General features: G+C 66.0%; 19 protein-coding genes. 11 read left to right on the forward strand and 8 right to left on the reverse strand.

The features are described from left to right. Positions 1-5: 5 nt before the first annotated feature. Complete coding sequence (locus VT03_RS04895; RefSeq protein ID WP_075091955.1) at positions 6-575, forward strand: hypothetical protein; 570 nt, start codon at positions 6-8, stop codon at positions 573-575. Between the two features lie 70 nt (positions 576-645). Next, the gene (locus tag VT03_RS04900) at positions 646-1,233 is read left to right on the forward strand and encodes an LURP-one-related/scramblase family protein (RefSeq protein WP_075091956.1); all 588 of its coding nucleotides are present in this window, start codon (positions 646-648) and stop codon (positions 1,231-1,233) included. A gap of 15 nt (positions 1,234-1,248) precedes the next feature. Here VT03_RS04900 and VT03_RS04905 read toward each other — a convergent pair whose 3' ends face one another. The 5 genes from VT03_RS04905 to VT03_RS04925 form a co-directional block, all read right to left on the reverse strand. After that, positions 1,249-1,701, reverse strand: coding sequence for a tRNA (cytidine(34)-2'-O)-methyltransferase (locus tag VT03_RS04905; RefSeq protein WP_231870601.1), 453 nt, complete (start codon positions 1,699-1,701; stop codon positions 1,249-1,251). A 362-nt stretch (positions 1,702-2,063) separates the two neighbouring features. Then, positions 2,064-2,963, reverse strand: coding sequence for an LpxI family protein (locus VT03_RS04910; protein WP_075091958.1), 900 nt, complete (start codon positions 2,961-2,963; stop codon positions 2,064-2,066). A 51-nt stretch (positions 2,964-3,014) separates the two neighbouring features. Beyond that, on the reverse strand, positions 3,015-4,106 hold the full coding sequence (lpxD, locus tag VT03_RS04915; RefSeq protein WP_075096933.1) for a UDP-3-O-(3-hydroxymyristoyl)glucosamine N-acyltransferase: 1,092 nt from the start codon (positions 4,104-4,106) through the stop codon (positions 3,015-3,017). Positions 4,107-4,274: 168 nt separating this feature from the next. Further along, positions 4,275-4,745: a DinB family protein gene (locus VT03_RS04920; protein ID WP_075091959.1), complete on the reverse strand. Its 471-nt coding sequence runs from the start codon at positions 4,743-4,745 to the stop codon at positions 4,275-4,277. A 641-nt stretch (positions 4,746-5,386) separates the two neighbouring features. Then, positions 5,387-6,550, reverse strand: coding sequence for a DUF1559 domain-containing protein (locus tag VT03_RS04925; protein ID WP_075091960.1), 1,164 nt, complete (start codon positions 6,548-6,550; stop codon positions 5,387-5,389). 386 nt (positions 6,551-6,936) lie between these two features. On the opposite strand from VT03_RS04925, the gene VT03_RS04930 reads away from it, so the two are divergent. The 4 genes from VT03_RS04930 to VT03_RS04945 all read left to right on the forward strand — a co-directional run bounded on the left by VT03_RS04930 (position 6,937) and on the right by VT03_RS04945 (position 13,524). Then, the gene (locus tag VT03_RS04930) at positions 6,937-7,707 is read left to right on the forward strand and encodes an alpha/beta hydrolase-fold protein (protein WP_197489196.1); all 771 of its coding nucleotides are present in this window, start codon (positions 6,937-6,939) and stop codon (positions 7,705-7,707) included. After that, positions 7,671-8,858, forward strand: a complete 1,188-nt coding sequence (gene queG, locus VT03_RS04935; RefSeq protein WP_197489197.1) for a tRNA epoxyqueuosine(34) reductase QueG — start codon at positions 7,671-7,673, stop codon at positions 8,856-8,858. The genes VT03_RS04930 and queG overlap by 37 nt, the downstream gene beginning before the upstream one ends. A gap of 554 nt (positions 8,859-9,412) precedes the next feature. Beyond that, the gene (locus tag VT03_RS04940; protein WP_156514299.1) at positions 9,413-12,103 is read left to right on the forward strand and encodes a DUF2339 domain-containing protein; all 2,691 of its coding nucleotides are present in this window, start codon (positions 9,413-9,415) and stop codon (positions 12,101-12,103) included. After that, positions 12,100-13,524 (forward strand): DUF3999 family protein, encoded by a 1,425-nt coding sequence (locus VT03_RS04945; protein ID WP_075091963.1) that lies wholly within the window; start codon positions 12,100-12,102, stop codon positions 13,522-13,524. Before VT03_RS04940 ends, VT03_RS04945 begins: the two co-directional genes overlap by 4 nt. Before the next feature lie 38 nt (positions 13,525-13,562). On the opposite strand, the gene VT03_RS04950 is transcribed toward VT03_RS04945, so the two are convergent. Next, complete coding sequence (locus VT03_RS04950) at positions 13,563-14,291, reverse strand: hypothetical protein (RefSeq protein ID WP_075091964.1); 729 nt, start codon at positions 14,289-14,291, stop codon at positions 13,563-13,565. A 990-nt stretch (positions 14,292-15,281) separates the two neighbouring features. On the opposite strand from VT03_RS04950, the gene VT03_RS04955 reads away from it, so the two are divergent. The 4 genes from VT03_RS04955 to VT03_RS04970 all read left to right on the forward strand — a co-directional run bounded on the left by VT03_RS04955 (position 15,282) and on the right by VT03_RS04970 (position 19,009). Continuing rightward, positions 15,282-15,830, forward strand: a complete 549-nt coding sequence (locus VT03_RS04955) for a hypothetical protein (protein WP_075091965.1) — start codon at positions 15,282-15,284, stop codon at positions 15,828-15,830. A gap of 258 nt (positions 15,831-16,088) precedes the next feature. After that, a complete protein-coding gene (locus VT03_RS04960; RefSeq protein ID WP_075091966.1) occupies positions 16,089-16,523 on the forward strand; it encodes a hypothetical protein in 435 nt (144 codons plus the stop codon). Positions 16,524-16,876: 353 nt separating this feature from the next. Next, positions 16,877-17,935 (forward strand): S1C family serine protease, encoded by a 1,059-nt coding sequence (locus VT03_RS04965; RefSeq protein ID WP_075091967.1) that lies wholly within the window; start codon positions 16,877-16,879, stop codon positions 17,933-17,935. A 75-nt stretch (positions 17,936-18,010) separates the two neighbouring features. Next, positions 18,011-19,009 carry a D-2-hydroxyacid dehydrogenase gene (locus VT03_RS04970; RefSeq protein WP_075091968.1) on the forward strand — a complete coding sequence of 333 codons (999 nt, stop codon included), beginning with the start codon at positions 18,011-18,013 and terminating at the stop codon, positions 19,007-19,009. Between the two features lie 23 nt (positions 19,010-19,032). Here the strand turns inward: VT03_RS04970 and VT03_RS04975 are convergent, their stop codons facing one another. Both VT03_RS04975 and VT03_RS04980 read right to left on the reverse strand, forming a co-directional pair. Further along, positions 19,033-19,476 (reverse strand): hypothetical protein, encoded by a 444-nt coding sequence (locus VT03_RS04975; RefSeq protein WP_156514300.1) that lies wholly within the window; start codon positions 19,474-19,476, stop codon positions 19,033-19,035. A 104-nt stretch (positions 19,477-19,580) separates the two neighbouring features. After that, positions 19,581-20,510 carry a DUF1559 domain-containing protein gene (locus VT03_RS04980; RefSeq protein WP_075091970.1) on the reverse strand — a complete coding sequence of 310 codons (930 nt, stop codon included), beginning with the start codon at positions 20,508-20,510 and terminating at the stop codon, positions 19,581-19,583. A gap of 399 nt (positions 20,511-20,909) precedes the next feature. Here VT03_RS04980 and clpB point away from each other — a divergent pair, with 399 nt between their 5' ends. Continuing rightward, entirely contained in the window at positions 20,910-23,525 is a 2,616-nt protein-coding gene (gene clpB, locus VT03_RS04985; RefSeq protein WP_075091971.1) for an ATP-dependent chaperone ClpB, read from the forward strand. Positions 23,526-24,084: the final 559 nt, after the last annotated feature.

Below are 24,084 nucleotides of genomic sequence, written 5' to 3' on the forward strand. Positions count from 1 at the left end.
CGACCATGACCTTCAAAGCCCAGGCCATCCTGTTCGCGGTGCTGACCGCCTTCTTCTGGGGCGTGTACGGCCCGGCCCTCGGCTTCGCCCGCAGCACCAGCCGGCCCCCCGAGTGGAGCCCGTTCAAGCCGTACCTCTTCATCGGGCTCGCGTACCTTGTGTGGGGCTGCGTCGGCGGCGCGATCATCATGAAGGCGGTCTTCAACGACACCTTCACGTTCTCAGGGAACCACGAGGCGGCCGCCAAGTGGGGCTTCCTGGCCGGGTCGCTGGGGGCCTTCGGGGCTCTGACGCTGACCTTTGCGGTCGTGAACGCCGGCCGGGCCGGATCGGGCCCCGCGCTCGTGATGCCGATCGTCTTCGGCGGAGCCGTCACGGTCTCGGCGATCACCGGCTACCTGATCCTGCGAAATAGCCCCGGTCTCCACGTCGAGTGGCTCCCGCTGCTGACGGGGATGGGGCTCGTCCTGGCGGGGATCATCCTCGTCGCCAAGTACACCCCGCACGCCGCCCCGCCGGCAAAGCCCGCGGCCGCCGTCGCTCCGCCGGCGGAAGCCCCGGCGACAAACTCGTAGTCCGCCTTCCGGCCCCGGGTCAGTTTTCGTTGGTGTCCCCGCCCTCTCCGTTTCCACGAAGGTCTGGTCGATGCACCCCGCCCTGGCGAACAACCTCTACCTGATCAAGGAACACGTCGGATTCTTCAAGGCGGCGAACAACTACGACGTCGTCGATCCTGAAACCGGACGGGAGATCCTGCACTGCCGCGAGCCGCGGCTGGGCTGGGTGACCAAGATGTTCCGGTTCACGGACTACAAGCGGCTGACCCCGTTCCACATTGAAGTCACGACCCCTTCGGGCGAGCCGGTCCTCCGCGTCGAGCGGGGCGTCACCTTCTTCCTCTCGAACGTGTCGGTCTTTGACGACGAGGACGAGCGGGTCGGTGGCTTCAAGCAGAAGTTCTTCTCGATCGGCGGCTCGTTCAATGTCCTCGGCCCCAGCGATCAGCCGCTGTGCTCGCTCAAGGGGTCGTGGACCTCGTGGGAGTTCTCGTTTGAGAAGGACGGCCAGCAGTACGCCAAGGTGAGCAAGAAGTGGCGGGGCCTGGGGCAGGAGCTGTTCACGTCGGCCGACAACTACATGCTCGAGATCTCGCCGACCGTGCCGCCCGACAATCCGCTCCGCGTCCTGATCCTGGGGGCGGTCTTCTGCATCGACATGGTGCTGAAGGAGTAGCCGGCGCCGGATCGGTCACCGGGTCTGCCGCAGCCCCTCGTAGACGATCGTGTTGACGGTGCTGGCGAGGTTCAGGCTGCGGGCCCGTTCGTCCATCGGGAGTTTGAGGCACCGGTCGGGATGTCGGGACCGGAGGGATTCCGGCAGGCCGCGGCTCTCGCTTCCGAAGACCAGGACGTCCTCCTTCTGAAACGTCGCGTCCCAGGCGAGCCGCTCGGCGAACTTCGTGAGAAACCACATCGGACGGCCGGCCAAGCGGGTTTCGAGTTCGTCCCAGGTGTTGACTGCTTCCCAGTCCAGGTACTGCCAGTAGTCCATCCCGGCCCGTTTGAGGTACCGGTCGTCCAGGTGGAAGCCGAGGGGGCGGACGAGCCAGAGTTTGGCACCGGCGGCGACGCAGGTCCGCCCGACGTTGCCCGCGTTCTGCGGGATTTCCGGGCAGTAGAGGACGACGTGAAAGCTGGGCATGGAGGGGTTAAGCATTCAAGGAGGGCCGGCTCGAACCGCGTCCGTGCCGACACGACTATGCTAGCTCAAGCCCAATGTGCGACGGCAGCTGGGGTCAAGGGGGCCTCGCCCCCTTGCCGCCGGAGGCCTCTTCTATGCGGAACCATGAGACACAACGGACGTCCGCTTTGTGGAACCGGCGTCGAGGATTCACCGCTGGCTTTGCAATCCCCGCGGGTTGGTGAGGCGGCATACGGCACGTCGTCCGCGCCTGGACACTCACTCCTTCAGACATCTCTCGACGGCCAGGCCTCCGGCGGGCAAGAGGGCGTTGCCCCCTTGCATCCCCCACCAGGGTGCCCCTGGACCCGGTCGGGGCTTTCTTACGACGCCAGGCGGAGCTGCAACTCGTCTGCCTTCACCGAGACGATCACGATCCCGAGCTTGTCCGCCAGAGCGACCACCGCCGGCTCATCGAGCAGGATCGTCATCCCCGCCTCGATCGCCAGGACGCGGGCTCCCGCCTCCCGCATCGACTGCAACGTCTGCACCCCCACCGTCGGCACATCGAACCGCATGTCCTGCTGCGGCTTCGCTACCTTGACCACCGTCATCCCCCCCCGGCGGCACAGCGCCGCCGAGCGGCGGATGCAGGAGTCGGTCCCCTCAATCGCCTCGACGGCGATCACCGCCATGTCGTTGACGATGACGGTCTGGCCGATGTCGAGCCGCCCCATCTCCTTGGCCATCTCGAAACCGAACCGGATGTCCTTCCACTGGGCGGCGGTCGGCTGACGCTTGGTGAGGAAACCGTGTTTCACGAGCAACTCCGGGCAGAAATTGAGGGCGGATTCAAACACGATCTTGTCGCGGGCGAACTCACGGATGACGGCGAGAAGGATCGTGTCGTCCTTCTTGTTCTCACGGGCGTAGCGATACCACATGTGCATCGCCCGCAGGTCCGGCAGGTACTTCAAGATCCGGAAGGGGTCGAAGATCACGGTCTTCTCGACCTTTCCGGCCATCACGGCCCGGGTGATCTTGTGACGGCGGAAGTACCGGATCGCCCGACCCAGCTTTCCGATTCCCGCGAACTCGATGTCGTCGCAGACATCCCGCAGCTCCTCCTGGGCCATCCCCTCGATGGCGAAGCAGTAGACCGAAAAGCCCTGTTCCCGCGCGGCGCGGGCAAAGGTGATCGGGAAAGCTCCCCATCCGGCCAGCAGGCCCACCCGTTCCCCTTGGCCGGGGCGGATGGGGATGATGTTGCGGTGCTCAGTCATGGCAGAGGAGGCTGGAGGCGGAAGACTGAAGGCGAAGGGCAGGCGGGATCGTCAGGCGGCTTCGACCGCAGGCGCTGCCGGCGGAGCGGCAGAGGCGGGCTGCAGCTGCTTCTGGAGGGCTTTGACCGTCTTTTCGAGTTCCTTCACCTGATCGCGGAGATCGGGAAGTTTTCGCAGGGCGAGGTGAATCCGGATCTGCTCCATGTCCGGAGCGGCGGGGACGCCGTAGTAGGTCGCCTTCTCCGGGATGTCTCCCATGACGCCCGACTTTCCGCCGAGCGCCGCCTGGCTGCCGATCGTGATGTGGTCCGCCACGCCGACCTGGCCGCCGCAGCGAACGTAGTCGCCGGTCTTGCACGAGCCGGCGAAGCCGACCTGCGAGGCGAAGGCGTTGTGCCGCCCGATCTCGCAGTTGTGGGCGATCATCACGAGGTTGTCGATTTTCGTCCCCATCCCGATGACGGTCGCGCCGACCATGGCCCGGTCGACCGTGGCACAAGCCCCGATCTCGACGTCGTCCTCGACGATCACGGTTCCGGTGTGCGGGATCCGGACGAACTGTCCGCGGACCATCCGGTAGCCGAAGCCGTCGGCACCGATGACCGCGTTGGCATGGATGATGACCCGCTGGCCGAGCGTGACGTCGTGATAGAGGACGGCGTTGGGATGCAGGACGCATTCGTCGCCGAGCCGGCAGCCCGGGCCGATGACGACGCCGGGATGGATGTCGCAGTTCTTTCCGATGACGACGCCGTCGGCGATTGTCGCTCCGGGCCAGACATTCGTTCCGGTTCCGATCTTGGCGGTCGGTGAAATGACCGCCCGCTGATCGATCCCGAGCGCCGGCCGCGAGCGGAGCGGCCGGAAGTGGAGCATGACCTGGATGAAGGCCGCCTGGGGCTCGGCGACGGCGATCAGCGTGGCGGCGGTCGCACCGCGAGCCGCTTCGACGACCGCGGGGGTGACGAGGATCGCGCCCGCCTGGCAGGTGCGGAGCTTGGCGACCTTCTTGGGGTCTTCCAGGTACGTCAGCTGGTCCGGCTGGGCCTTCTGGAGCGGGGCGACCTCCTGGATCAGGAGGTCCGCGGCGCCGTGAACCTGACCTTCAACGAGGTCGGCGAGAGCTTGAATGGTGGCGGGCATCGGGGCGGAGTCCTTTCCGCGGTGAGCGGGAACCCGGAAAAACCCGAGGCTCCCCAACCTGTTTGCTCAAGGTTTTTATCTCGTCCCGTCACTCCGCGGCAATGCGAATCCAGCGTCGCCACAACTCACTTGTGCCAAATGGGTTACAAAGCAGAGATCCATTGGCGATTAAGCGGGTCCCAGCGCCTTCCGCTTCTCCGCGATGAACTGGGCGTGGTGGGGGATGTGCCGCGTAATGCGGCGGAGCAGCGTTTCGAGGGTGATCTCGCCATCGGCCGAGTGGATCCCGGCCCGTTGGAACGCTTCTTCCGGGAGGGCTTTGAGGATCGACGCGACGTGCTTCCGGCAAACGTCGATCAACTCGAGTTCTACGTTGAGGTCGCGGGTGGGGTAGGCGAGCTTTGCGGCGAACTGGTCTGGGTCGCCGCTCATCATCTTCGGCTTGTCTTCGGCGACGATCCGTTTCATGCGGTCAGCGTAGATTGGCTCGAAGTCTGCGATGTGGCAGATGAGTTGCCGTGTCGACCATTTTCCCGGGACGGGAGCGGCGTCGAGTTGGGCGGGGGTCATTCCCTGGATGGCGTCGCGGAGGAGTTGGGGGCCACGAAGGTATTCGGAGATGAGGTCGTCGAATGGCATGGGAAGCTCCGGCCGGTGGTGGGGAGAGAACGCGGGGATGGATGCGGCGCCGGACATCCTATCGCCAGGGAAGGTTCGCCTCGACTCTGTCACCGGGGTCCAGGGGGTCACCCCTGGTGGGGGATGCAAGGGGGCGAAGCCCTCTTGCCCGCCGGAGGCCTGGCCGTCGAGAGATGTCTGAAGGAGGGCGTTTCCAAACGCGGACAACGTGCCGGATGGCTCCTCACCTAACCCGCGGGGATTGCAAAACAAGCGGTGTGGGTTGAGGGGGCCTCAACGCTGGTTCCACAAAGCGGACGCCCGTTGTATCCCACGGTTCCGCATAGAAGAGGCCTCCGGCGGCAAGGGGGTGAGACCCCCTTGACCCCAGTGGCCGTAGCACGTTGGGTTTGACGTGGCATAGCCGTGCCGGCACGAACGCGGTTCGAGCGAGCGGCCCCTCAAAACACAAAGACCTTCCACTGACGTCCGTGGAAGGTCTCGCCGCCGGCCGGATGGTGACAGTTCCGGCCGACTGGAACGGAGGGGATCACGATGGTCTCAAGTCATTGTCTTCATCTGTGTTTATCCGTGTTGATCTGTGGCTAAGAAAATCGGCCACAGATGAACGCAGATGCACACAGATAGGACGCGACGCCCGATCACTGCGGAATGTCGACCTGCTCGCCATCCGCCCGGGCCACCAGCTTGCCGAGAAGGCCGGCATCCATATTCTCGCTCAAGAACCGGACCGCTCCGTCACCGAACACCGCCTGGGCGCCGCCGGTGTGGAAGCTGAAAATCTCGTCGTTGGGACCACAGTTCTTCGTGCTCCATGCGTTCGCACCGCCCCCCATCGGGCGATTGCTGTTGTTGATAACCCGCCCCGGCGAACCATAGGCCGAAGAGGACGGAGCCGGCATCGGGCCGTTACACTGGCCGCTCACGCCGATCGCATTCGCCGGATCCCCCCAGCGGTTGGGGCACCGCTCATTGTTCCCCGAGCCACACCCCTGGCCGCTCGCCCCCGGATTGTTGTCCGCTCCCGCTCCAAAGGCGCTCGACGCATTGGCGACCGCCCACTGCCGGCCCGCCGCCTCCGCGATCAGGATGGTGTTGCTCGTCCCGTCCGTGAGGAGCCCGATCGGCGTCCCCCCCAGCCCGAGCGCCCCCACGCGGCGGCTCCCAGGCGACGGCGGCGAACCGGTCGGGTTCGGGAGCTTCACCTTGCCGACGTCGGCCGTGGCCCCCGTCGTCTCAATGTCGGTGTAGCTCGTCGCGCCATAGTCGACCTGGCCGTACCCCTGAGTGTCGTCGGTCATCGCCCCGTTGCTCGGGCAGAGAAGGAGAGCGATCTTGGTCTTGGCGGCGCTGATGTTCTGGTTCGTAGTCGGGGTCAGCGTCGAGTTGTAGGCCGCCCCCATGAACATGGAATTGTAGATCGGGCCTCCATCCATGTAGGGGAGGATCGAGGTGAACGTCGAATGCGGATCGAACGCGGGCTCGTACCGCGTCGAGTTGCCGGTGGTGTCCCAGTTCGGCGTCCCGGGCGCGGAGCCGAGCCGCTGGGTCGAGAACTGCGAACCGCTGGCGATCATGTCGACCCCTTTGCCGCTGCTCGGAAAGCGGCGGAAGGTCGACTCGTAGTTCATGACCGCCAGGCCGAGTTGCTTGAGGTTGTTCCGGCAGGTGCTGCGGCGGGCCGCCTCGCGGGCCTGCTGGACGGCGGGGAGCAGGATCGCCACCAGGACCGCAATGATCCCGATGACGACCAGCAGCTCGATGAGCGTGAAGCCGTGTCGATGAGAGTGATGATGACGACGCATGAAACAACTCCATTGAGGACTGCCCCGCGTTCCCGGGGCCGGATCGGCGCGCAGCGGCGCCGCAGAACCGCCGGGAAAGACAAAATCCCCGGCAAGGAAATCCATCAGCGCGGCCGTCACCGCTGCCGCGCGGGAGAGATCGGGAGAACGTCCGCTCCGCGTCGACCGCAGCGAGGGACCGTTCGGAATTCGGTTCGTCAGAGTGCGGAGAGTGGAAGACTCAACCCGCGGGACTCGTCCGGCGGGAGGCCGGACCATTCAGGCATCGATCGTCACGGTTGCCCTGTCACCGGACACCGCCGACGATACGATCTGTCACCCATCAGCCTGTCTCGTCGCGTTCGACGTCCCGTCCGCGGCTGCGGACAATTCAAGGAAGTCCAATCGTGCGAGTCCTCCTGTGCACCCTGTTGTTCTGTAGTACGCTCTCGGCCGGGGAATCCGTGAACAAAGATTCGTTCGAAAAGCATGTCTTCGAAGCGGAAGGGGCGTCTCTCCCCTATCGCCTGCTGAAGCCGGCCAACGTCGAATCCGGAAAGAAGTACCCTGTCGTCGTGTTCCTGCATGGCGCCGGGGAGCGGGGGACGGACAACGAGAAGCAGCTCGTCCACGGGATGTCGGTCTTCCTCGACGGCCAGTTCCGGAAGGACCACCCGTGCTTCGTCGTCGTCCCGCAGTGCCCGGACAAGACGATGTGGGTCGACATCCCCTGGGACTCCCCCCAGCCGCGGATGCCGGAGATGCCGAACCTGAACCACAAGCTCGTCATCGGCCTGCTCGATCGCCTGGAGAAGGAGCTGCCGGTCGACGTCGACCGCGAGTACGCCGCGGGACTCTCGATGGGGGGCTTCGGGACCTGGGACCTCCTCATCCGCAATCCGAAGCGGTTCGCGGCGGGCGTCGTCGTCTGCGGCGGCGCGGACCTGTCGCGGGTGATCGTGGCCAAGGACATTCCGCTCTGGCTGTTCCACGGCGCGAAGGACACGACCGTCCGCGTGGAGCGGTCCCGCGAGGCGGTCGAAACGCTCAAGAAGATCGGCGCGACGCCACGGTACACCGAGTATCCGGACGTCGCGCACGACAGCTGGAACAACGCCTTCGCGACGCCTGAACTCTACGAGTGGTTGTTCACGCAGAAGCGAACCGCCACCCCATGACGCTCCCCGCTTCGCCCGGACCGGCCTCCACGACGCCGGAGTTGAGCACCCGCGAGGGGCTGACCGGGCACCTCAAAACGCTCGCCGCCGCCCAGGGGTTCTGTCTGGCCGGGGTGGCACCGGCGGTCGAGCCGGACGGGTTCGGCCCGTTTCAGGCGTGGCTCAAGGCAGGCTTCGCCGGAGAGATGCATTACCTCCCCCGGCGGGAGAAAGCGTACGAGCATCCCGCGTCGGTCCTCCCGACGGTCCGCTCGGTCCTGATGCTGGCGATGACCTTCCGGACCGAAGACCGCGCCCCGAATCGACCGGGCGCCGGACAGGTCTCCTGTTATGCCTGGGGGGACGCCGACTACCACGACCTGCTGCGGGATCGGATGCGGCCCCTCTCCGATGCCCTCCATGCGGCGCGGCCGGGATGCCGGACGCGGCTGGCGGTCGACACCGCGCCGCTCCTGGAGCGGGACTTCGCCCGGCGGAGCGGACTCGGCTGGTTCGGGAAGAACACGATGCTCCTGAACCGCCGCCACGGGAGTTTTTTCTTTCTCTCCGCGATCCTCACCGACGTGGACCTGGCGCCCGACACGCCGCACGAGACTGCCCATTGCGGCACCTGCACCCGCTGCCTCGACGCGTGTCCGACGGACGCCTTTCCCGAGCCGTATGTCCTCGACGCCCGTAAGTGCATCTCGTATCTGACCATCGAGCTGAAAGACGATCCCGTCCCGGTGCCGCTGCGGGAGGGGATGGGGGACTGGATTTTCGGGTGTGACATCTGCCAGGAGGTCTGCCCCTGGAACCGCAAGGCCCCGCGGTCGGCTGAACCGGTCTTTGCGCCGCGGGAGGGGACGCGGCCGGTCGAACTGACGCGGCTGCTGGAGCTCTCTGAGGAGGAGTTTGCGAGGGAGTTCGGGCACACGCCGTTGGCGCGGCCGGGGCGGCGGGGGATCGCCCGGAATGCGGCGATTGCGCTCGGGAACCAGAAGGACGCCGGGGCTGTTCCTCAGTTGAAACGATCTCTTTCTGATCCGGAACTGCTTGTGCGGGAGGCGGCCGCGTGGGCTCTGGGGCAGATTGAAGGAACGGCGGAGACGTCGGGAGATGCGGCCCCTGCTGTACGCCCGGCGATGCCGTCGCCGGATGGCGGTGGGTGAAACGGCTTCCCCTGCTGGCTCGAACCGCGTCCTTGCCGGCGCGGCGATGCCAAGTCAAACCCATCGTGCCACGGCAACCTGGGGTCAAGGGGGTCTCACCCCCTTGCCGCCGGAGGCACTTCTATGAGGAACCGTGGGAAACAACGGATGTCCGCTTTGTGGTACCAGCATTGAGGACCCCCTCCAACTACACCGCTCGCGTTGCAATCCCCGCGGGCTGGTGAGGGGGCATCCGACACGTTTTCCGCGCCTGGGTACGCTCTTCTTCAGACGTCTCTCGACGGTCAGCCTCCGGCGGGCAAGAGGGCGTTGCCCCCTTGCATCCCCCACCAGGGTCCCCCTGGACCCGGTTCGGCACAGTCTCCTCTCGGCTCCTCTTCCGCCCTCACCGCTCTCCCGGCGGCCCCCTTCGGAAAAACTTCGAAGAATCGGACGCGCCGGGAGGCAATTGGCGTGATGTCCTGCGATTTCCCACGCCAGAACAGACGTGAGGTCCGTGTCGTGAGGGAATGATGGAAGAACTCTGTCTGTTTCTGACGGGTGCCGCGATTGTATTGGGATTTCCAATTGCGCTGCTCGTCACGCTCATCAAACTCTACCACGGCCAGGACCAGCTCCGGACGGAGGTCAACACCAAGTTCCGCCGCGTCCAGGACCGGCTGGATGAACAGTCCTCCCTGATGAAACGACTCGCAGACGGCGGGAGCTTCACCCGCTCCGACGAACCTTCGCCACCCCACGCGGCCGCTCCTCCCGTTCCTCCGCCTCCCGTTCCCACTCCCGCAGCGGCTCCTGCCTCCCCTCCGGTGATGGAAACTGCTCCGCCGATCGAAGCGGAAGTCGGAACTGCGGCGATGGATTCGAGCGCCCTGAACGCGGCCGCGGAGAACAAGCCCGAACGAGCCTCTGAGGCCGTTCCCGCCCTGAATCAGCACATCATCGGTGAGCCCAGTCCGCCGCCGATCGAACCCGCCGCGCCGCTGCGGCCCGCCGCCTCTCCTCCCCCGATTCCCGATCCAGTCCGCCCGGCGGCTCCGGCATCTCCCCCATACCGTGGCTCGACACGCGCCGCCCCCCAGTCTCCGCGCCGTCCGAACTCCGTTCCCGTCCAACGGTCCGCGCCGGTCCCGCCTCGTCAGCCCAGCCGGTTCGAGCAGGATGCCTTCGAGGCGATGCGGAAGATCTGGAACTGGTTCATCGTCGGCGAGGACAACATCCCCAAGGGGGTCTCCTTCGAGTACGCCTTCGCCAGCCAGTGGCTGCTGCGGATCGGGATCGTCCTCCTCGTCGTCGGGATCGGCTTCTTCCTGAAGTACTCGATCGAGCGCGACCTCATCACGCCGATCGGCCGCGTCGGCCTGTCGACGATCGCCGGCCTCGGGCTGCTGATCGGCGGCGTGCGGCTTTTGGGCGGCAAGTTCCACATCTTCGGCCAGGGGCTGATGGGGGGCGGGATCGCCACCCTCTACTTCACCGTCTTCGCGGCGGCCAACTTTTACCATCTCATCGAGATGCCGGTCGCCTTCGGACTGATGATCGGCGTCACGGCCCTCTCGGGATGGCTCGCCGTCCGCTTCCACTCGAAGCTCGTCGCCATCCTGGGGGTCCTGGGAGGCTACGGGACGCCGATCATGCTCGATACGGGCGTGGTCAACTTCACCGGCCTGTACGGCTACATGACGATCCTCGGCCTCGGGGTGCTGGGCGTGTGCGCGCACAAACGCTGGCCGCTGCTGAACTACCTGAGCCTGACCTGCAACTGGGCGCTGGCTCTGGCGGCCCTCCGCGGCTACCAGCCGGTCCACTTCCAGGAAGTCCTGGCGTTCCTGACCGGCTTCTTCGTCCTCTTCTCGACGATGGTCTTCGTTTACAACCTGCGGAACCGGGTGAAGTCGAACCTTCTCGATCTCCTGGTCCTGTTCGGGAACGCGGGGGTCTACTTCGTCACCGCCTTCCGCCTGATCGAGATGCAGCATGGCCGGGAATGGACCGCCGCCCTCACGCTCGGCCTGGCGGCGTTCTACATCCTTCACGTCTACTACGGCCTCGCGCGAAAGATCCTCGATCGCGAGCTGATGCTGAGCTTCATCGGCCTGGCCGCCTTCTTCCTGACGATCACGATTCCGCTGGTGCTGTCGGACGCCTGGCTCACGGTGAGCTGGTCGATCCAGGCCCTGATCCTGCTGTGGATCTCCGCCAAGCTCGACAGCCAGTTCCTCCGCCACATCGCGTACCTGCTGTACGCGATCGTGATCTACCGGTTCTCGTTCCTCGACCTGCCGGCGAACTATCCGCAGGGAGCGATCACCGCCGTCCCGCTGGCGGACTACTGGCGGCTGCTCCTCTCCCGCGTCGTCATGTTCGGCGTCCCGATCGGGTCGATCGCCGCCGCCTCCCGCCTCCTGACCCACATGCCCTCCCGCGGGGCGCTGGCGGTCGACGGCGAGAGCGACATGTCGGAGGTCGTCTCGCGAAACGGGGCGGCGGCGACGCTCCTTGTTCTGGCGGCCGGGGGACTGTTCCTCTCGCTGCACCTCGAACTCAGCCGGACCTTCGGCGACCTTGTCCCCGACTTCCGGCTCCCCGTCCTGACGGTCCTGTGGGTCGCGATGTCCGCCTTCCTGATCCGGCAATACAACCGCACCGCCAATGCCGCGTTCTTCGCTCTCGGAGCCCTGTTCGGCCTGGGAGCGATCGTGAAGTTGTTCTACTTCGACCTCCCCTCCTGGGAACTCTCGGACCGGCTGTGGTACGACGGGGCCTACAGCGTCCGCGCGGCCGGGCTGCGGCTGTTCGACTTCGGCCTCATCATCGCCCTGCTCGCCTGGGTCGCCACCCGGGTCAAGGGGAACGACGTCGAGCCGGGCTTCGGGGTCTCGTCCGGCGTTCTCTCGGTCGGGATGCTGTTCCTCTTCACGACTCTCGAGCTCAACACCTTCCTCCACAGCTACCTAGAGGAGCTCCGCTATGGCGGAATCTCGATCCTGTGGTCGATCTACGCCCTGGTCTTCGTGCTGGTGGGGATCCGCCGGAACGTCCGCGGCCTGCGGTACGTCGGTCTCCTGCTCTTCGCGATCGTGGCCGCCAAGGTGTTCTTCGTCGACCTGAGCCAGCTCGACCAGATTTATCGGATCGTGGCGTTTATCATCCTGGGGGTGATCGTCCTGAGCGGCTCGTTCCTGTACCTGCAGTATCGTCAGACGTTCGCCACGGCCGAGGCGGACGAACCCGGGGAACCTGTATGAGACTCCTCTCGACATGCATCGGCGGGATCGCGGCCCTCTGGCTCGTCCCCCTTTGGCTCGGCGGCCTGGCCGCTTCGGCCTCCGCCGCCGGAGACGAACTCCGCTTTCAGTCGGCCCGGAAGATTGACCTCCCGGCGATCACGCGGGAAGAACTCGTCGCCGTCCCGCTCGATGCCGCGGTGTATGCCGCGACGAACGAGGCGCTCAGCGACTTGCAGATCCTGGACAAAGAGGGCCACGTCGTCCCGTATCTCCTCCGCCCGCAGGTTCAGACCAAGCTGACCCGCACGGTGCGGTCGACGCGGGCCCAGGACGTGACGCTCAAGCTCCCCGAGGATGGAACGCTCGAGCTGCGGTTCTCCGCCGGGGAGCGGTACGACGGTCCCAATCCCAATGGATTGACGCTTTCGATCCCCCTCCGCGATTTCGAGTTCCGGGTCCAGGTCTTCGACGGAGCCGACGAGACCCGTCTGCTCGCCGAGACGGTGATCTTTGACTACTCGCGGTACATGGACCTGCGGGAGACCAGCATTCGCCTGCCGGGGGACGGGACGACGCGGTTCCTCGTCCGGATCGACAGCCCCACGAGTAAGCAGAAGTCGGAGCTCAAGGAGCTGACGCACCAGTTCCTGGAGGGGAAGCGGGAACGGATCGAGGAACGGCAGTCGGTGGTCGACCGATCGCTGCGGATCGACCGGGTGATGATCTGGGCGGAAACGGAACGGGAGGATCCCGACGGCGACGCGACCGTCGACTATCCGGTCAACTCCTTCGAAGTGACGCAGAATCCGGAGCAGAAGGAGACGATCGTCACGATCGAAGCGAACCGCGAGCCGATCACGTCGTTGACGCTCGAGTCATCCGCCCGGAACTTCCACCGGAACGCGGTCGTCGACGTCTTCCGGCCGCAGCGGAATGAATGGGCCCGCGTCGGCATGGGATCGCTCTCCCGCTTCACCTTCCAGGGAAAGAGCAAGGAGGAGATGACGCTCCCGGTCCAGTCCGACCGCCAGAACCGGTATCGGATCGAGATCGTCGACCGGGACAACAGCCCGCTTCCGATCACGGGCGTCAAAGCCCGCGGCCGGGTCCACGAGCTGGTGTTCATCGCCGACCCGGCCAACCTGTACGAGCTCCATTTCGGGGCCGACCGGATCTCCCCTCCCGAGTACGACGTCGTCTCGATTCATCAGGCGCTCGCCACCGGGGCGACGCCCCTTCCGGGAAAGACCGGCCCCGTCGTGGCGAGTTCGGCTCCCATCGAGGCCCCTGCGAAGACCTTCAAAGAGCTCCTGAACGATCCCGTGGTCCTGGGGGCCGTGATCGTCCTCCTCGTCGCGTTGCTCGGCTTCGGCCTGTACAGCGCGGGGCGCCGGGTTCCGGACATGGAGGACGAGGAAGCCGGAGCGCACAGCCGGTAGCACGGCGTTTGGCTTCGTCTTGAATCCATTCGCCTCGCTCAGTACCGGCGGCGGTGGACCGACTTCGTGGTCCGGAACTCTTCGATCTCCCCGTCCGTCAGGAACGGGGCCGTTCCGATCGGCACGGAGACGATCAGCGTCGAGTTGATGACGCGGGATTGGAGCGGGTCCGGCCGGAGGATCCGCGCCGTGTGCAGCATCCCCTTCCAGCTCCAGGGCCGGTCCGTCGTCGACCGGAGCGAGTTGTTGACGCAGACGATCTGCGCCCCCTCCGGGCGGAACGAGTCCAGGCGGATCGTGTACGGCCGGAGCCGCTCCTCCCCTTCGTAAAACATCGGGTTGTGCCGGTCGAGGAGTTCCTGCTCCGAGAGCCCCTGGTCCCCGGCGCAGGCGGAGAAGTCCGCGACCGCCACTTCGCTCTCGACGGTCGACGGCTCGCATCCCAGCATCAGAAAGCAGTTCTCCGGACCGCCGTCTCGGTGCAGCTTCGTGGTTCCCTGCTGGTCGAACCGCGTCGCCGACTGGTAGATCAGCTCCTCTCCGGTCTCCCGCAGGTGTCGGTCCGAGAGCGCTCGCGTCAGGGCCACCAGGCGGTCTCTCATCCGCAGCGACGTCTCCGTCGCCGGCAGCGTCAGGACGCAGAAGCCGGGACGGTCGAGCGTCTGCCGGCAGACGGTGCGGTAGACCCAGTCGGTCAGCTCGGGGAACGGCGTCGCGTGATCGACCGGACGCGTGTAGTCATCGATGGACCAGGCGGGAGCGGGCATAGCGGGCCAAGGGACAGGGTGTGTTTTGCGGGGGAGGCGGCGTGGGGTCCAGGCGGCGGATGGGCTCAAACCGCGTCCTTGCCGGACGGACTCTCATCGCTCAAACCCAACGTGCCACGGCAGCTGGGGTCAAGGGGGTCTCACCCCCTTGCCGCCGGAGGCACTTCTATGAGGAACCGTGGTAAGCAACGGACGTCCCCTTTGGGGGACCGGCGTTGAGGACTCCACGCTCGCTTTGCAATCCCCGCGGGTTGGTGAGGGGGCATACGACACGGCGTTCGCGCTTGAGCACGCACTCCTTCGGACATCTCTCGACGAGAGGGCCTCCGGCGGGCAAAGGGGCCTTGCCCCTCTGCACGCCCCACCAGGGGTGACCCCCTGGACCCCGGCTCTTGGGCCAGCGCGCAACACTCCGGCTTCGACTCAGCAACGGCAGGACAACGACGCCGCTCCGGGCCGGCGGGTTCGCGTGATTCGTTGCGCTGACGACCCGATTGACGAAGTGTTAAGCCCCTGAAACAGGGCGGGCGCAGCCGGCACAATCGCTACAGACGGACTTCCGGGCTCAAAGTCTTTTGCCATCGAATCTTGGGCACAGGCACACTCGGCGCGGACGGTCCGGTGGTACGGGTTATGCCATCTGTAACGATTGTCAGGATGGCAACGGTTTGCAGGGATGCAACGGATTTTCCACTGTTCAGCCGGAGCAGCACTGGACGAATTGGCTGTCGTGTCGGCGGCCTTCGAGAGCGTGTGTGGCGACCTGAGACACCGCCACTTGACGGCCTTCGGGCCGTTCTTCCGAGGCAAGACTGAAAGTCCCCACGGCGTCCGCCCCCTGGCCATGTTGGCCGCGGGTGGGCCACTGGTCCGGGACGACGTGCGAGCCGCTGCGGGCTCAGCTTTCAGTCTTGCCCGGAGTCTCTCGTCCAGCCTCTTCGCCGCGCCGGCGCCGCCCCTCGCCCCGCATCCGCCCCCATGGAGTCTGTCATGCGCACGCTGCGCGCCCTCTGGAACGATGAAGCCGGTTTCATTATCTCCGCCGAACTGGTGCTGATCGCCACCCTCTGTGTCCTGGGGCTGGTCGTCGGCATGACGCTGGTCCGAGATGCCATCGGAGGTGAGTTCTCCGACATTGCCTGCGCTCTCCGGTCTCTCGACCAGAGCTACTCGTACTCCGGCTTCCGCGCCTGGAAGCGGTGCGGCTACGGCTGCGGCACCACCAAGGCGTACACGGCTGGCTCCTTCTTCAGCCAGAAGGGCGAAGTGACTCAGGCCGAAATCGTGAGCTTCGGGGATTGCCGCCAGGTCGCTCCCGCGCTCCCCGCAGCCCCCGCAGTCGAGACGGTCCCCTGTGCTCCGGTTGCCCTGCCGGTCACCGTTCCCTGTCCGCCGCCCGCGGCCCCGACAATCGAGTGTCCCCCCGTCACGCTCCCGGCCCCGGTCGTCTGTCCCCCCGCTCCGATCTACTGCCCGACGACGATCGAAGTCTGCCCGACGATCCCGACCTGCCCGGCTCCGCTCTACGTTCCGCAGTAGCCGATCGAACACGATGGCAACGGAAATCGCCCTCGACTGACTCCAGACGACTTAGCCCATGAGCCCAGGGTTGGCCGCGATGCGGACTCCCTGGGCTTTTGCCATTGGGCCCTCCGATATCCGACACAACCGCTACCTCTTTCGCGGCCGCCGTCTCTTTCGCGATCGATCGGGTTTGACATCGATCTCTCCCGAGCTCGCCGTCGATAGTCCCCTCTGGAGTGCGACCGAACCGGGTCGCGCCCGAGGGACCGAGACATGGCCGACTCCGCCAAATCACTGACCAGCCTCGTGCTGCTTGTCCTGACCACCACGCTCTTCGCCGTGGGATGGAGCGGCGACGCCCATGCCCAGCGGCGACTCGCCGCCGAATGGGCGGACCAGGCGGCTCGCCGGACCTCCCCGTCGTCCCCCACGCGGGAGCCAGCCCCCCTGCCGCAGTCCGCCCGCGCGAGCCGGGAGCTGACCCGGACCGTCGAGACGTCGCCGCTGGCGCGGCTCTCGCCGGGCCGCTACCGGATGACCGACACCGCCGGGCGGGTGGCGACGTTCGTGATCGATTCGAACTACAGCAGCGGCCTTCCGCCGCGTCACCGCGTCGCCCTGATGAACATCGACGGCGTCGCCATGGCCCTCGTCCGCGAAGAACCGGTCGCCGACCGGGCCACGGACAGCCAGACCGCCCTGCGGTGAGCCGCCTGAGAGGCGTCCGAATCCGCGGTCTCCCGTAACACCACGCGCAGGGCGGCCCTCCGGTCCGTCGACCTACCGGTCCACAGGGTTGTCGGGCTGGAGGCCCCCCCTGCGAAGGTGTTTTCCCCGGCCGCGGATCGCCCCCCTCGCCCCACTCGCGACCCCGCCCCCCGCAATTCCGACTCGCGGGAGATGCCGGGAGCGGACGGCGGGGGTAGAATTCGAACGCTCGTCCTGGAATTCGTCCGGAACGGCCGGTGTCGGCACCGGATCGAGCGGTCAGGGGAGCGCCCCCGCCTGGCAGAGGCGTGGCGTTCCGCCTGCCGGACAGCGACTCAGAGGAGGAACGGGTAATGCCCCTCGTGCTGCGGTTGACGCTGACGGTGTTGGTTCTTTCGGCCTGGTCCGCCGCGTCGGGACGTGAGCGTCGGCCGATCCAGCAGCAGTCCTTTGACGCGATCCGCGGCGCGTTTCGCGACGCGACGCGGGAGGCCCGGAAGTCGACCGTCCGGGTGGCCTGCGACGGAGCGAACGCGACCTACGGCGTCATCGTCCGGCCCGACGGCTGGATTGTGACGAAGGGGAGCGAACTCGCCCGCGGCGGCGAGGCGACTATCACGGTCCGGCTGGCCGGCGGACGGGAGTTCGCCGCCCGGCATGTCGGATACGACCCGACGCACGATCTGAGCCTCCTCAAGATCGAAGGCAAAGACTTTCCGACGGCCCAGTGGGCCGACCGCGACCCCGCTCCCGGGACGTTCCTGGCGACCGTCGGACTCGACGAGGATCCGATCGCCTCCGGAGTTGTCAGCGTCGCCCGCCGCAGCATTCCGCGGCTCTCGGGCGTTCTCGGGATCCGGCTCAAATCGATCCCCGGCCCGGCCGAGATCGATGAAGTCTTCGCCAACGGAGCGGCCGAGGCGGCGGGCGTCCTGACGGGGGACATCGTCGAACAGATCGGCGAGGTGCTGGTCAAGGACCGGGAGAGCCTCGTCCGGGAGATCCGTCGCCACCAGCCGGGGGACGTCATCGCCCTGGCGATCCGCCGGCGAGGGGACCCCGTCTCGATCAAGGCGCAGCTCACGCACCCCTTCGGCGACTTCCTGACGCGGGTCGCCGAACAGAACCAGATGGGGGGAGCCCTGAGCAACCGCCGGGCCGACTTCCCCGCCGTCATCCAGCACGACATGGTCCTGAGTCCGGGCGAATGCGGCGGACCGGTCGTGGACCTCAGCGGCAAGGTGGTCGGACTCAACATCGCCCGGGCGGGCCGGACCGAGTCGTTCCTGGTCCCCGCGGCCGCGATCGCGCCGCTGATCGACGACCTGATCGCCGGGAAGTTCCCCCCCCCGCCGCCGGTCGATCTCAATCCCGTGATTCCGCCCCCGCCGCCGCTGGCCGTGACGCGGTAGTTGCGGGAAATCGTCCGTCTTCAGCTTTCCGTGACTGATGCGTGGGCCGCCGGTCGCTGATGTGGGAAACCAATCTTGAAGCTTGTTGTTCATCCGCCGGTCGAGACCGCTCGCCTGAGCCGGATCCGTGAGGCAGCGGGCCGGATGGACGTCGTCAACGCCGAGGATGGTCCGACCGCCCTCCGCGAGATCGGCGATGCGGACGCCTTCTTCGGCAAGCTCACACCGGAACTTCTCCGGCAGGCCCGGCAACTGCGGTGGGTCCAGTCCCCCACGGCGAGCCTGGAACACTACCTCTTCCCGGAGCTGATCGAGCATCCCTGCGTCGTGACCAACATGCGGGGACTGTTCTCGGATGTGATCGCCGATCACGTCCTCGGCTTCGTCCTCTGCTTTGCGCGGAACCTCCACACCTATCTCGCCCAGCAGGCGACGGGAACCTGGGCGCCGGTGGGGGGTGAAACGGAGCGGGCGACGTTCACGAGCGGACCGGGAACGGTCAACGAGATCGACCGCCGCCATCTCCACCTGGCGGACTGCACGCTCGGGGTCGTCGGAGTCGGCCAGATCGGCGCCGAGATCGCCCGGCGGGCCCGGGCCTTCGGGATGACGGTCATCGGCGTCGATCCCGTGGTGACGGCCACGGACGCCATCGAGTCGGTGTGGCCCCTGGAGCGGCTCGGCGACCTGCTGGGGGTGAGCGATTTCGTCGTCATCGCTGCGCCGCACGCCTCGGACAACGCGCGGATGATCGCGGCGCCGCAGCTTCGGCAGATGAAGCGATCGGCCTACCTCATCAACATCGGGCGAGGCGTCCTGGTCGATCTGACAGCCCTGACCGAGGCGCTCCAGGCCGGAACGCTGGCCGGTGCGGCGTTCGATGTCTTCGAGATCGAGCCTCTTCCGACCGATCACCCGCTGTGGCGGATGCCGAACGTGATCCTCACGCCGCACATCGCCGGAACCTCCCCGCGGATCGCCGAACGGCACACCGGCGTCCTGCTGGAGAACGTCCGCCGGTTCGCCGCGGGGGAGCCGCTCGTCAACATGGTCGACAAGCGGCGGTGGTTCTGACGGCGGCAGGGAGCCGCAGTCGATCAGAACTCCTTGATGACCTTCTCAACGACCGGCTTCTGTCCCTTCCAGCTCAACTGGAGCAGGAGCGTATCGGTCGGCTCGTCGACGGTGATCTCCAGCCCGGATGTCAGGGGATCCCCGTAGGATGCGGGGCAGCCAAAGGTCCGCATCCCGTTCGCTTCGTCGACGGAAACGACCGTGACCTTGTGCTTCCCCGGAACGACGCCGTCGTCCTCCGTGAAGGTGCCGAGGACGAACTGTCCTCCCGGCTTGATCGTCGCGGTCGCCGGACGGGCGTTCGCCGGCAGGACCTGGATATAGCCCTTTTCCAGGGCCTTGCCGTCGATGATGATCGAGCCGGACGCTTTGACGAGTGCCGGACGGCCCTCGCCGCAGCCGGGGAGCAGCGCGAGCCCGCAGAGAAGAGCGCCGAAGACCGGCGCGTGACGCAAACGAAGGTTCATGGAAATCCTGACAAAGCCCGAGCGCGGGCTGGAGGAGGACGAGAATTCAATGAAGCGACGCCGGAGCCTGGTCCGGCGTCGCCAATCTGAGCAATCGGGTATCGCTACAGAGCGGTATTCTGCTCACCACCAGCGCGGGTCGACAGGGCTCGAAAGACCGGGAGGGAGATGTTCTCCGAGAGGAACTCGACCCGGCCATCACCGAAGACGAACTGCGCGCCGCCGACGTGGTAGCTGCCGAAAGCCGCGTTGCTTCCGCTGAACAGGATGCCGGCACCCGGCTTGGTATTGATCGGGTTTTCCGTGCTGCGGAACGTGGCAAAGTGGCGCGAGTAGTAGCCCCAGCGGTTCGGGTTCGTGGTGTTGTCGGAAGCCAATACTTCCCCCGCGAGGAATGTGTTGGACATTCCGTCGGTGGCATCCCGCCCCCTCTTGTGGAACTTGTAGACGAACATCCCGTTGTTATCGAACTTGGCGTTTGTTCCCGTCCCGGTCGAGGGACCGTAGGTTCCCGCGCTGAGGCCGTAGCTGATCACCGCGACCGGCGCCGTCGTCGCCCCGATCGTCAGACTGACGGTCGGCTGGCTGATATCGGAAGGACAGACGTAGGTGGGGGGCCGGCTGACGACGATCCGCTTGTTGATCGGGTCGTCCAGCCAGGTCGTGTTGCCGTCCCAGTTCGGCGGGTTGGCGGGGTTGAACAGATTCGAGAGGGCCGTCTGATCGATGAACGGAAGCAGCCCGACGAAGCCGCTCGTCCCCGTGTACGTGTAGTTCGGATCGGCCGCGCAGCTTCCGTCGCACCCTTGCCGACCGACGGGAAGAACATCGTACGTCGATTCGTAGTTGGCGAACGCAACGCCGAGTTGCTTGAGGTTGTTGTTGCAGGTCGACCGGCGGGCCGCCTCGCGGGCCTGCTGGACGGCGGGGAGCAGGATCGCCACGAGAACCGCGATGATCGCGATGACGACGAGCAGTTCAATGAGTGTAAAACCGGCCTTGCGGCACCGGGCGACAGGCGCATTGTCGTTCACGGTACGTTCCTTGATTCAGGGGACGAAGGGAAAAAATGAAAGTCGCCGCCGCGGCTTTGTGAAAACCGCAAGAAGAGAGCAGAGACGACTTGACTATAAGTCCCGCAGGGGCGCCAGACAACAATTGGCCGGCGATTCCCATGGGCTGCCATCGCAGCATCCCCTCTCGAATACCTTCGACCCGGAGAAGTGCCATTTTGGCACCACTCAGTCGACAGCGAATCAACCCGGAAAGTGCCACATTGGCATTTCGCACAGAGTTAAACACCGGTCCCGTGCCGATGGCGCCGGCTTTTCCTTGAGGAATCTCGCGGAATCTGGTGTGGAATAGGGTTTGCCATCTGACGGCGGACAGGGGTGCGGCGCGCCAAAGCGTCGCTTCCTCCAGGAGGCACATCCATGGCGTTTCGTCCCGACAAACTCACTGTCAAATCCCAGGAGGCGGTCCAAGCCGCCCAACATCTCGCCGAGACCAAGGGGAACCGGCAGCTCGTCCCCCTGCACCTGCTCCGCACACTGCTGGACGAGCCGGACAGCGTCCCCCGCGCGCTGCTGCAGAAGATCGGCGCCAACTACGCTCAGCTTTCGAAGATGATCGACTCGGAGATCGGCCGGCTGCCGTCGTCGAGCGGGTCGAACATTTCGCTGCAGGGTTCGTCCGAGATCATGCAGGTCTTCGACGCCGCGCAGAAGATCGCCGATCAGATGAAGGATTCCTTCGTCTCGACCGAGCATCTTTTCCTCGCGCTCACGAAGGTCGACGACGGGGCGAAGAAGCTGCTCCAGCTCAACGGGGTCGAAGAGACCGACGTCCTGAACGCGCTCAAGGCGGTCCGGGGCGGACAGCAGGTCACCGACCAGAATCCCGAAGAGAAGTACCAGGCGCTCAAGAAGTACGGGAAGGACCTCGTCGAGCTGGCCCGCAACGGCAAGATCGATCCGGTCATCGGCCGCGATCAGGAGATCCGCCGCGTTATCCAGGTCCTCTCCCGGCGGCGGAAGAACAACCCCGTCCTGATTGGCGAGCCGGGGGTCGGCAAGACCGCCATCGTCGAAGGATTGGCGGACCGGATCGTCAAAGGGGACGTGCCGCAGAACCTCAAGGACAAGTCGGTCATCGCCCTCGACATGGGGGCCCTGATCGCCGGGGCGAAGTACCGCGGTGAGTTCGAAGACCGGCTCAAGGCGGTCCTCAAGGAGGTCGAGCAGTCCGAGGGGCGGGTGATCCTGTTCATCGACGAGCTCCATACCGTCGTCGGCGCGGGTGCGTCCGAAGGGGCGATGGACGCCTCGAACCTCTTGAAGCCGGCTCTCGCCCGCGGGGAGCTGCACTGCGTCGGAGCGACGACGCTCGACGAATATCGGAAGCACATCGAGAAGGATGCCGCTCTGGAGCGCCGGTTCCAGCCGGTCATGGTCCAGGAACCGAACGTCGAGGACACGATTTCGATCCTCCGCGGTCTCAAGGAGCGGTACGAGTCCCACCACGGGGTGCGGATCACCGACGATGCTCTGATCTCGGCGGCGACGCTGTCCGACCGCTACATCAACGACCGGTTCCTGCCCGACAAGGCGATCGACCTTGTCGACGAGGCGGCGTCGCGTCTGCGGATGGAGATCGACTCCATGCCGGTCGAGATCGACGAAGCGACCCGCAACCTGACCCGGATGCAGATCGAAGCGGCGGCGCTCTCAACGGAGAAGAGCGCGGAGTCGAAGGAACGGCACGAGGAGCTCAAGCGGGAAATCGCTGAACGGGAAGAGAAGGTCAACGCCCTCAAGGCCCGCTGGCTGGCGGAGAAGGAAGTCCTCAGCGGCCTCAAGCCGCTGCAGGAGCAGATCGACCAGCTCAAGCAGGAGTATGAGCGGGCGTTCTCCCGCGCCCGGACGACGAACTCCAACGCGGACTACATGCAGGCCCGCGAGGCCCAGGTGAAGCTCAACGACGCCGAGCAGAAGCTCGCCGGACTCCAGAAGAAGTTCACGGAGATGAACGCCGCCGGCGGGGAGCAGATGCTCCGCGAGGAGGTCACGCCGGAGGACATCGCAAAGGTGGTCAGCACCTGGACCGGGATTCCGGTGGCGCGGATGCTCCAGACCGAGCGGGACAAGCTGCTGCGGATGGAGGACGAGATCCACAAGCGGATGATCAACCAGGAGGAGGCGGTCACGGCCGTCTCCAACGCGGTCCGCCGTTCGCGGTCGGGACTGCAGGACCAGCATCGCCCGATCGGCTCCTTCATCTTCCTTGGCCCCACGGGGGTCGGGAAGACGGAGCTCTGCAAGGCGCTGGCCGGGTTCCTGTTCGACGACGAGCGGGCGATGATCCGGATCGACATGAGCGAGTTCATGGAGCAGCACTCCGTGGCCCGCCTGATCGGCGCCCCTCCGGGGTATGTCGGGTACGAGGAAGGGGGCCGGCTCACCGAGGCGGTCCGCCGGCAGCCGTACTGCGTGGTCCTGTTCGACGAGATCGAGAAGGCGCATCGGGACGTGTTCAACGTCCTGCTGCAGGTCCTTGACGACGGTCGTCTGACGGACGGGCAGGGGCGGACGGTCGACTTCACGAACTCGATCATCGTCATGACGTCGAATGTCGGCTCGCAGGCGATCATGGACCTGACCGACACCGACGAGGAGGAGCAGATCCGCGAGCGGGTCCTGGAGGCGCTGCGGCACAAGTTCCTGCCGGAGTTCCTGAACCGGATCGACGAGATCGTGGTGTTCCATCCGCTGGAGCGGAACGACATCCGGAAGATCGTGGACCTGCAGCTGGCCAAGCTCGAGAAGCAGATGGAGAGCCACGGTTTCAAGCTGGAAGTTTCCGACGCGGCAAAGACGCTGCTGGCGAACGAGGGTTATGACCCGGTGTATGGGGCGCGTCCGCTGAAGCGGGTGATCCAGAACCGGTTGCAGAACTCGCTCGCGAATTCGCTTTTGGGAGGCGAGTTCGAGGCGGGGGCGACGATCCACGTCGACAACCAGCACGGCGAGCTGACGTTCGAGAAGCGGTGAGGAGCGTTCCAAGCCCGACCGGACGCTGACTGATGAACCCCGGGAGCGCTGGCTGCTCCCGGGGTTCATCGTTTCCCCGGTCAACCGGGTCCAGGGGCACCCTGGTCAGGGGGTGCAGGGGGCAGAATGCCCCTTGCCCGCCGGAGGCCTGGCCGTCGAAAGTTGTCTGAAGGAGCACGTGTCCAAACGCGGACAACGCGCCGTATGCCCCCACACCAACCCGCGGAAATGGCAATGCCAGCGGTGTACGTTGGGGGAGTCCTCAACGCCGGTTCCACAAAGGGGACATCCGTTGTCTGCCGCGGTTCCTCATGGAAGTGCCTCCGGCGGCAAGGGGGTGAGACCCCCTTGACCCCGGCGGCCATGGCACGTTGGGTTTGAGCAATGGGAGCCTGACCGGCAAGGACGTTGTCCGAGACAGCGGGATCCAGCCTCACTCCGCGACCGACCACCCGTCGGCGAAAGCCCCGTCGCAACCCGCCGCTTGACCGGATGGCTATCGGGCGGGCACACTCAGATCCACGCGGATGTTTTGAATGGGTCGAACAAAGCCAGCGGG

The sequence above is a fragment of the Planctomyces sp. SH-PL14 genome, from assembly GCF_001610835.1.
Taxonomy (GTDB): Bacteria; Planctomycetota; Planctomycetia; order Planctomycetales; family Planctomycetaceae; genus Planctomyces_A.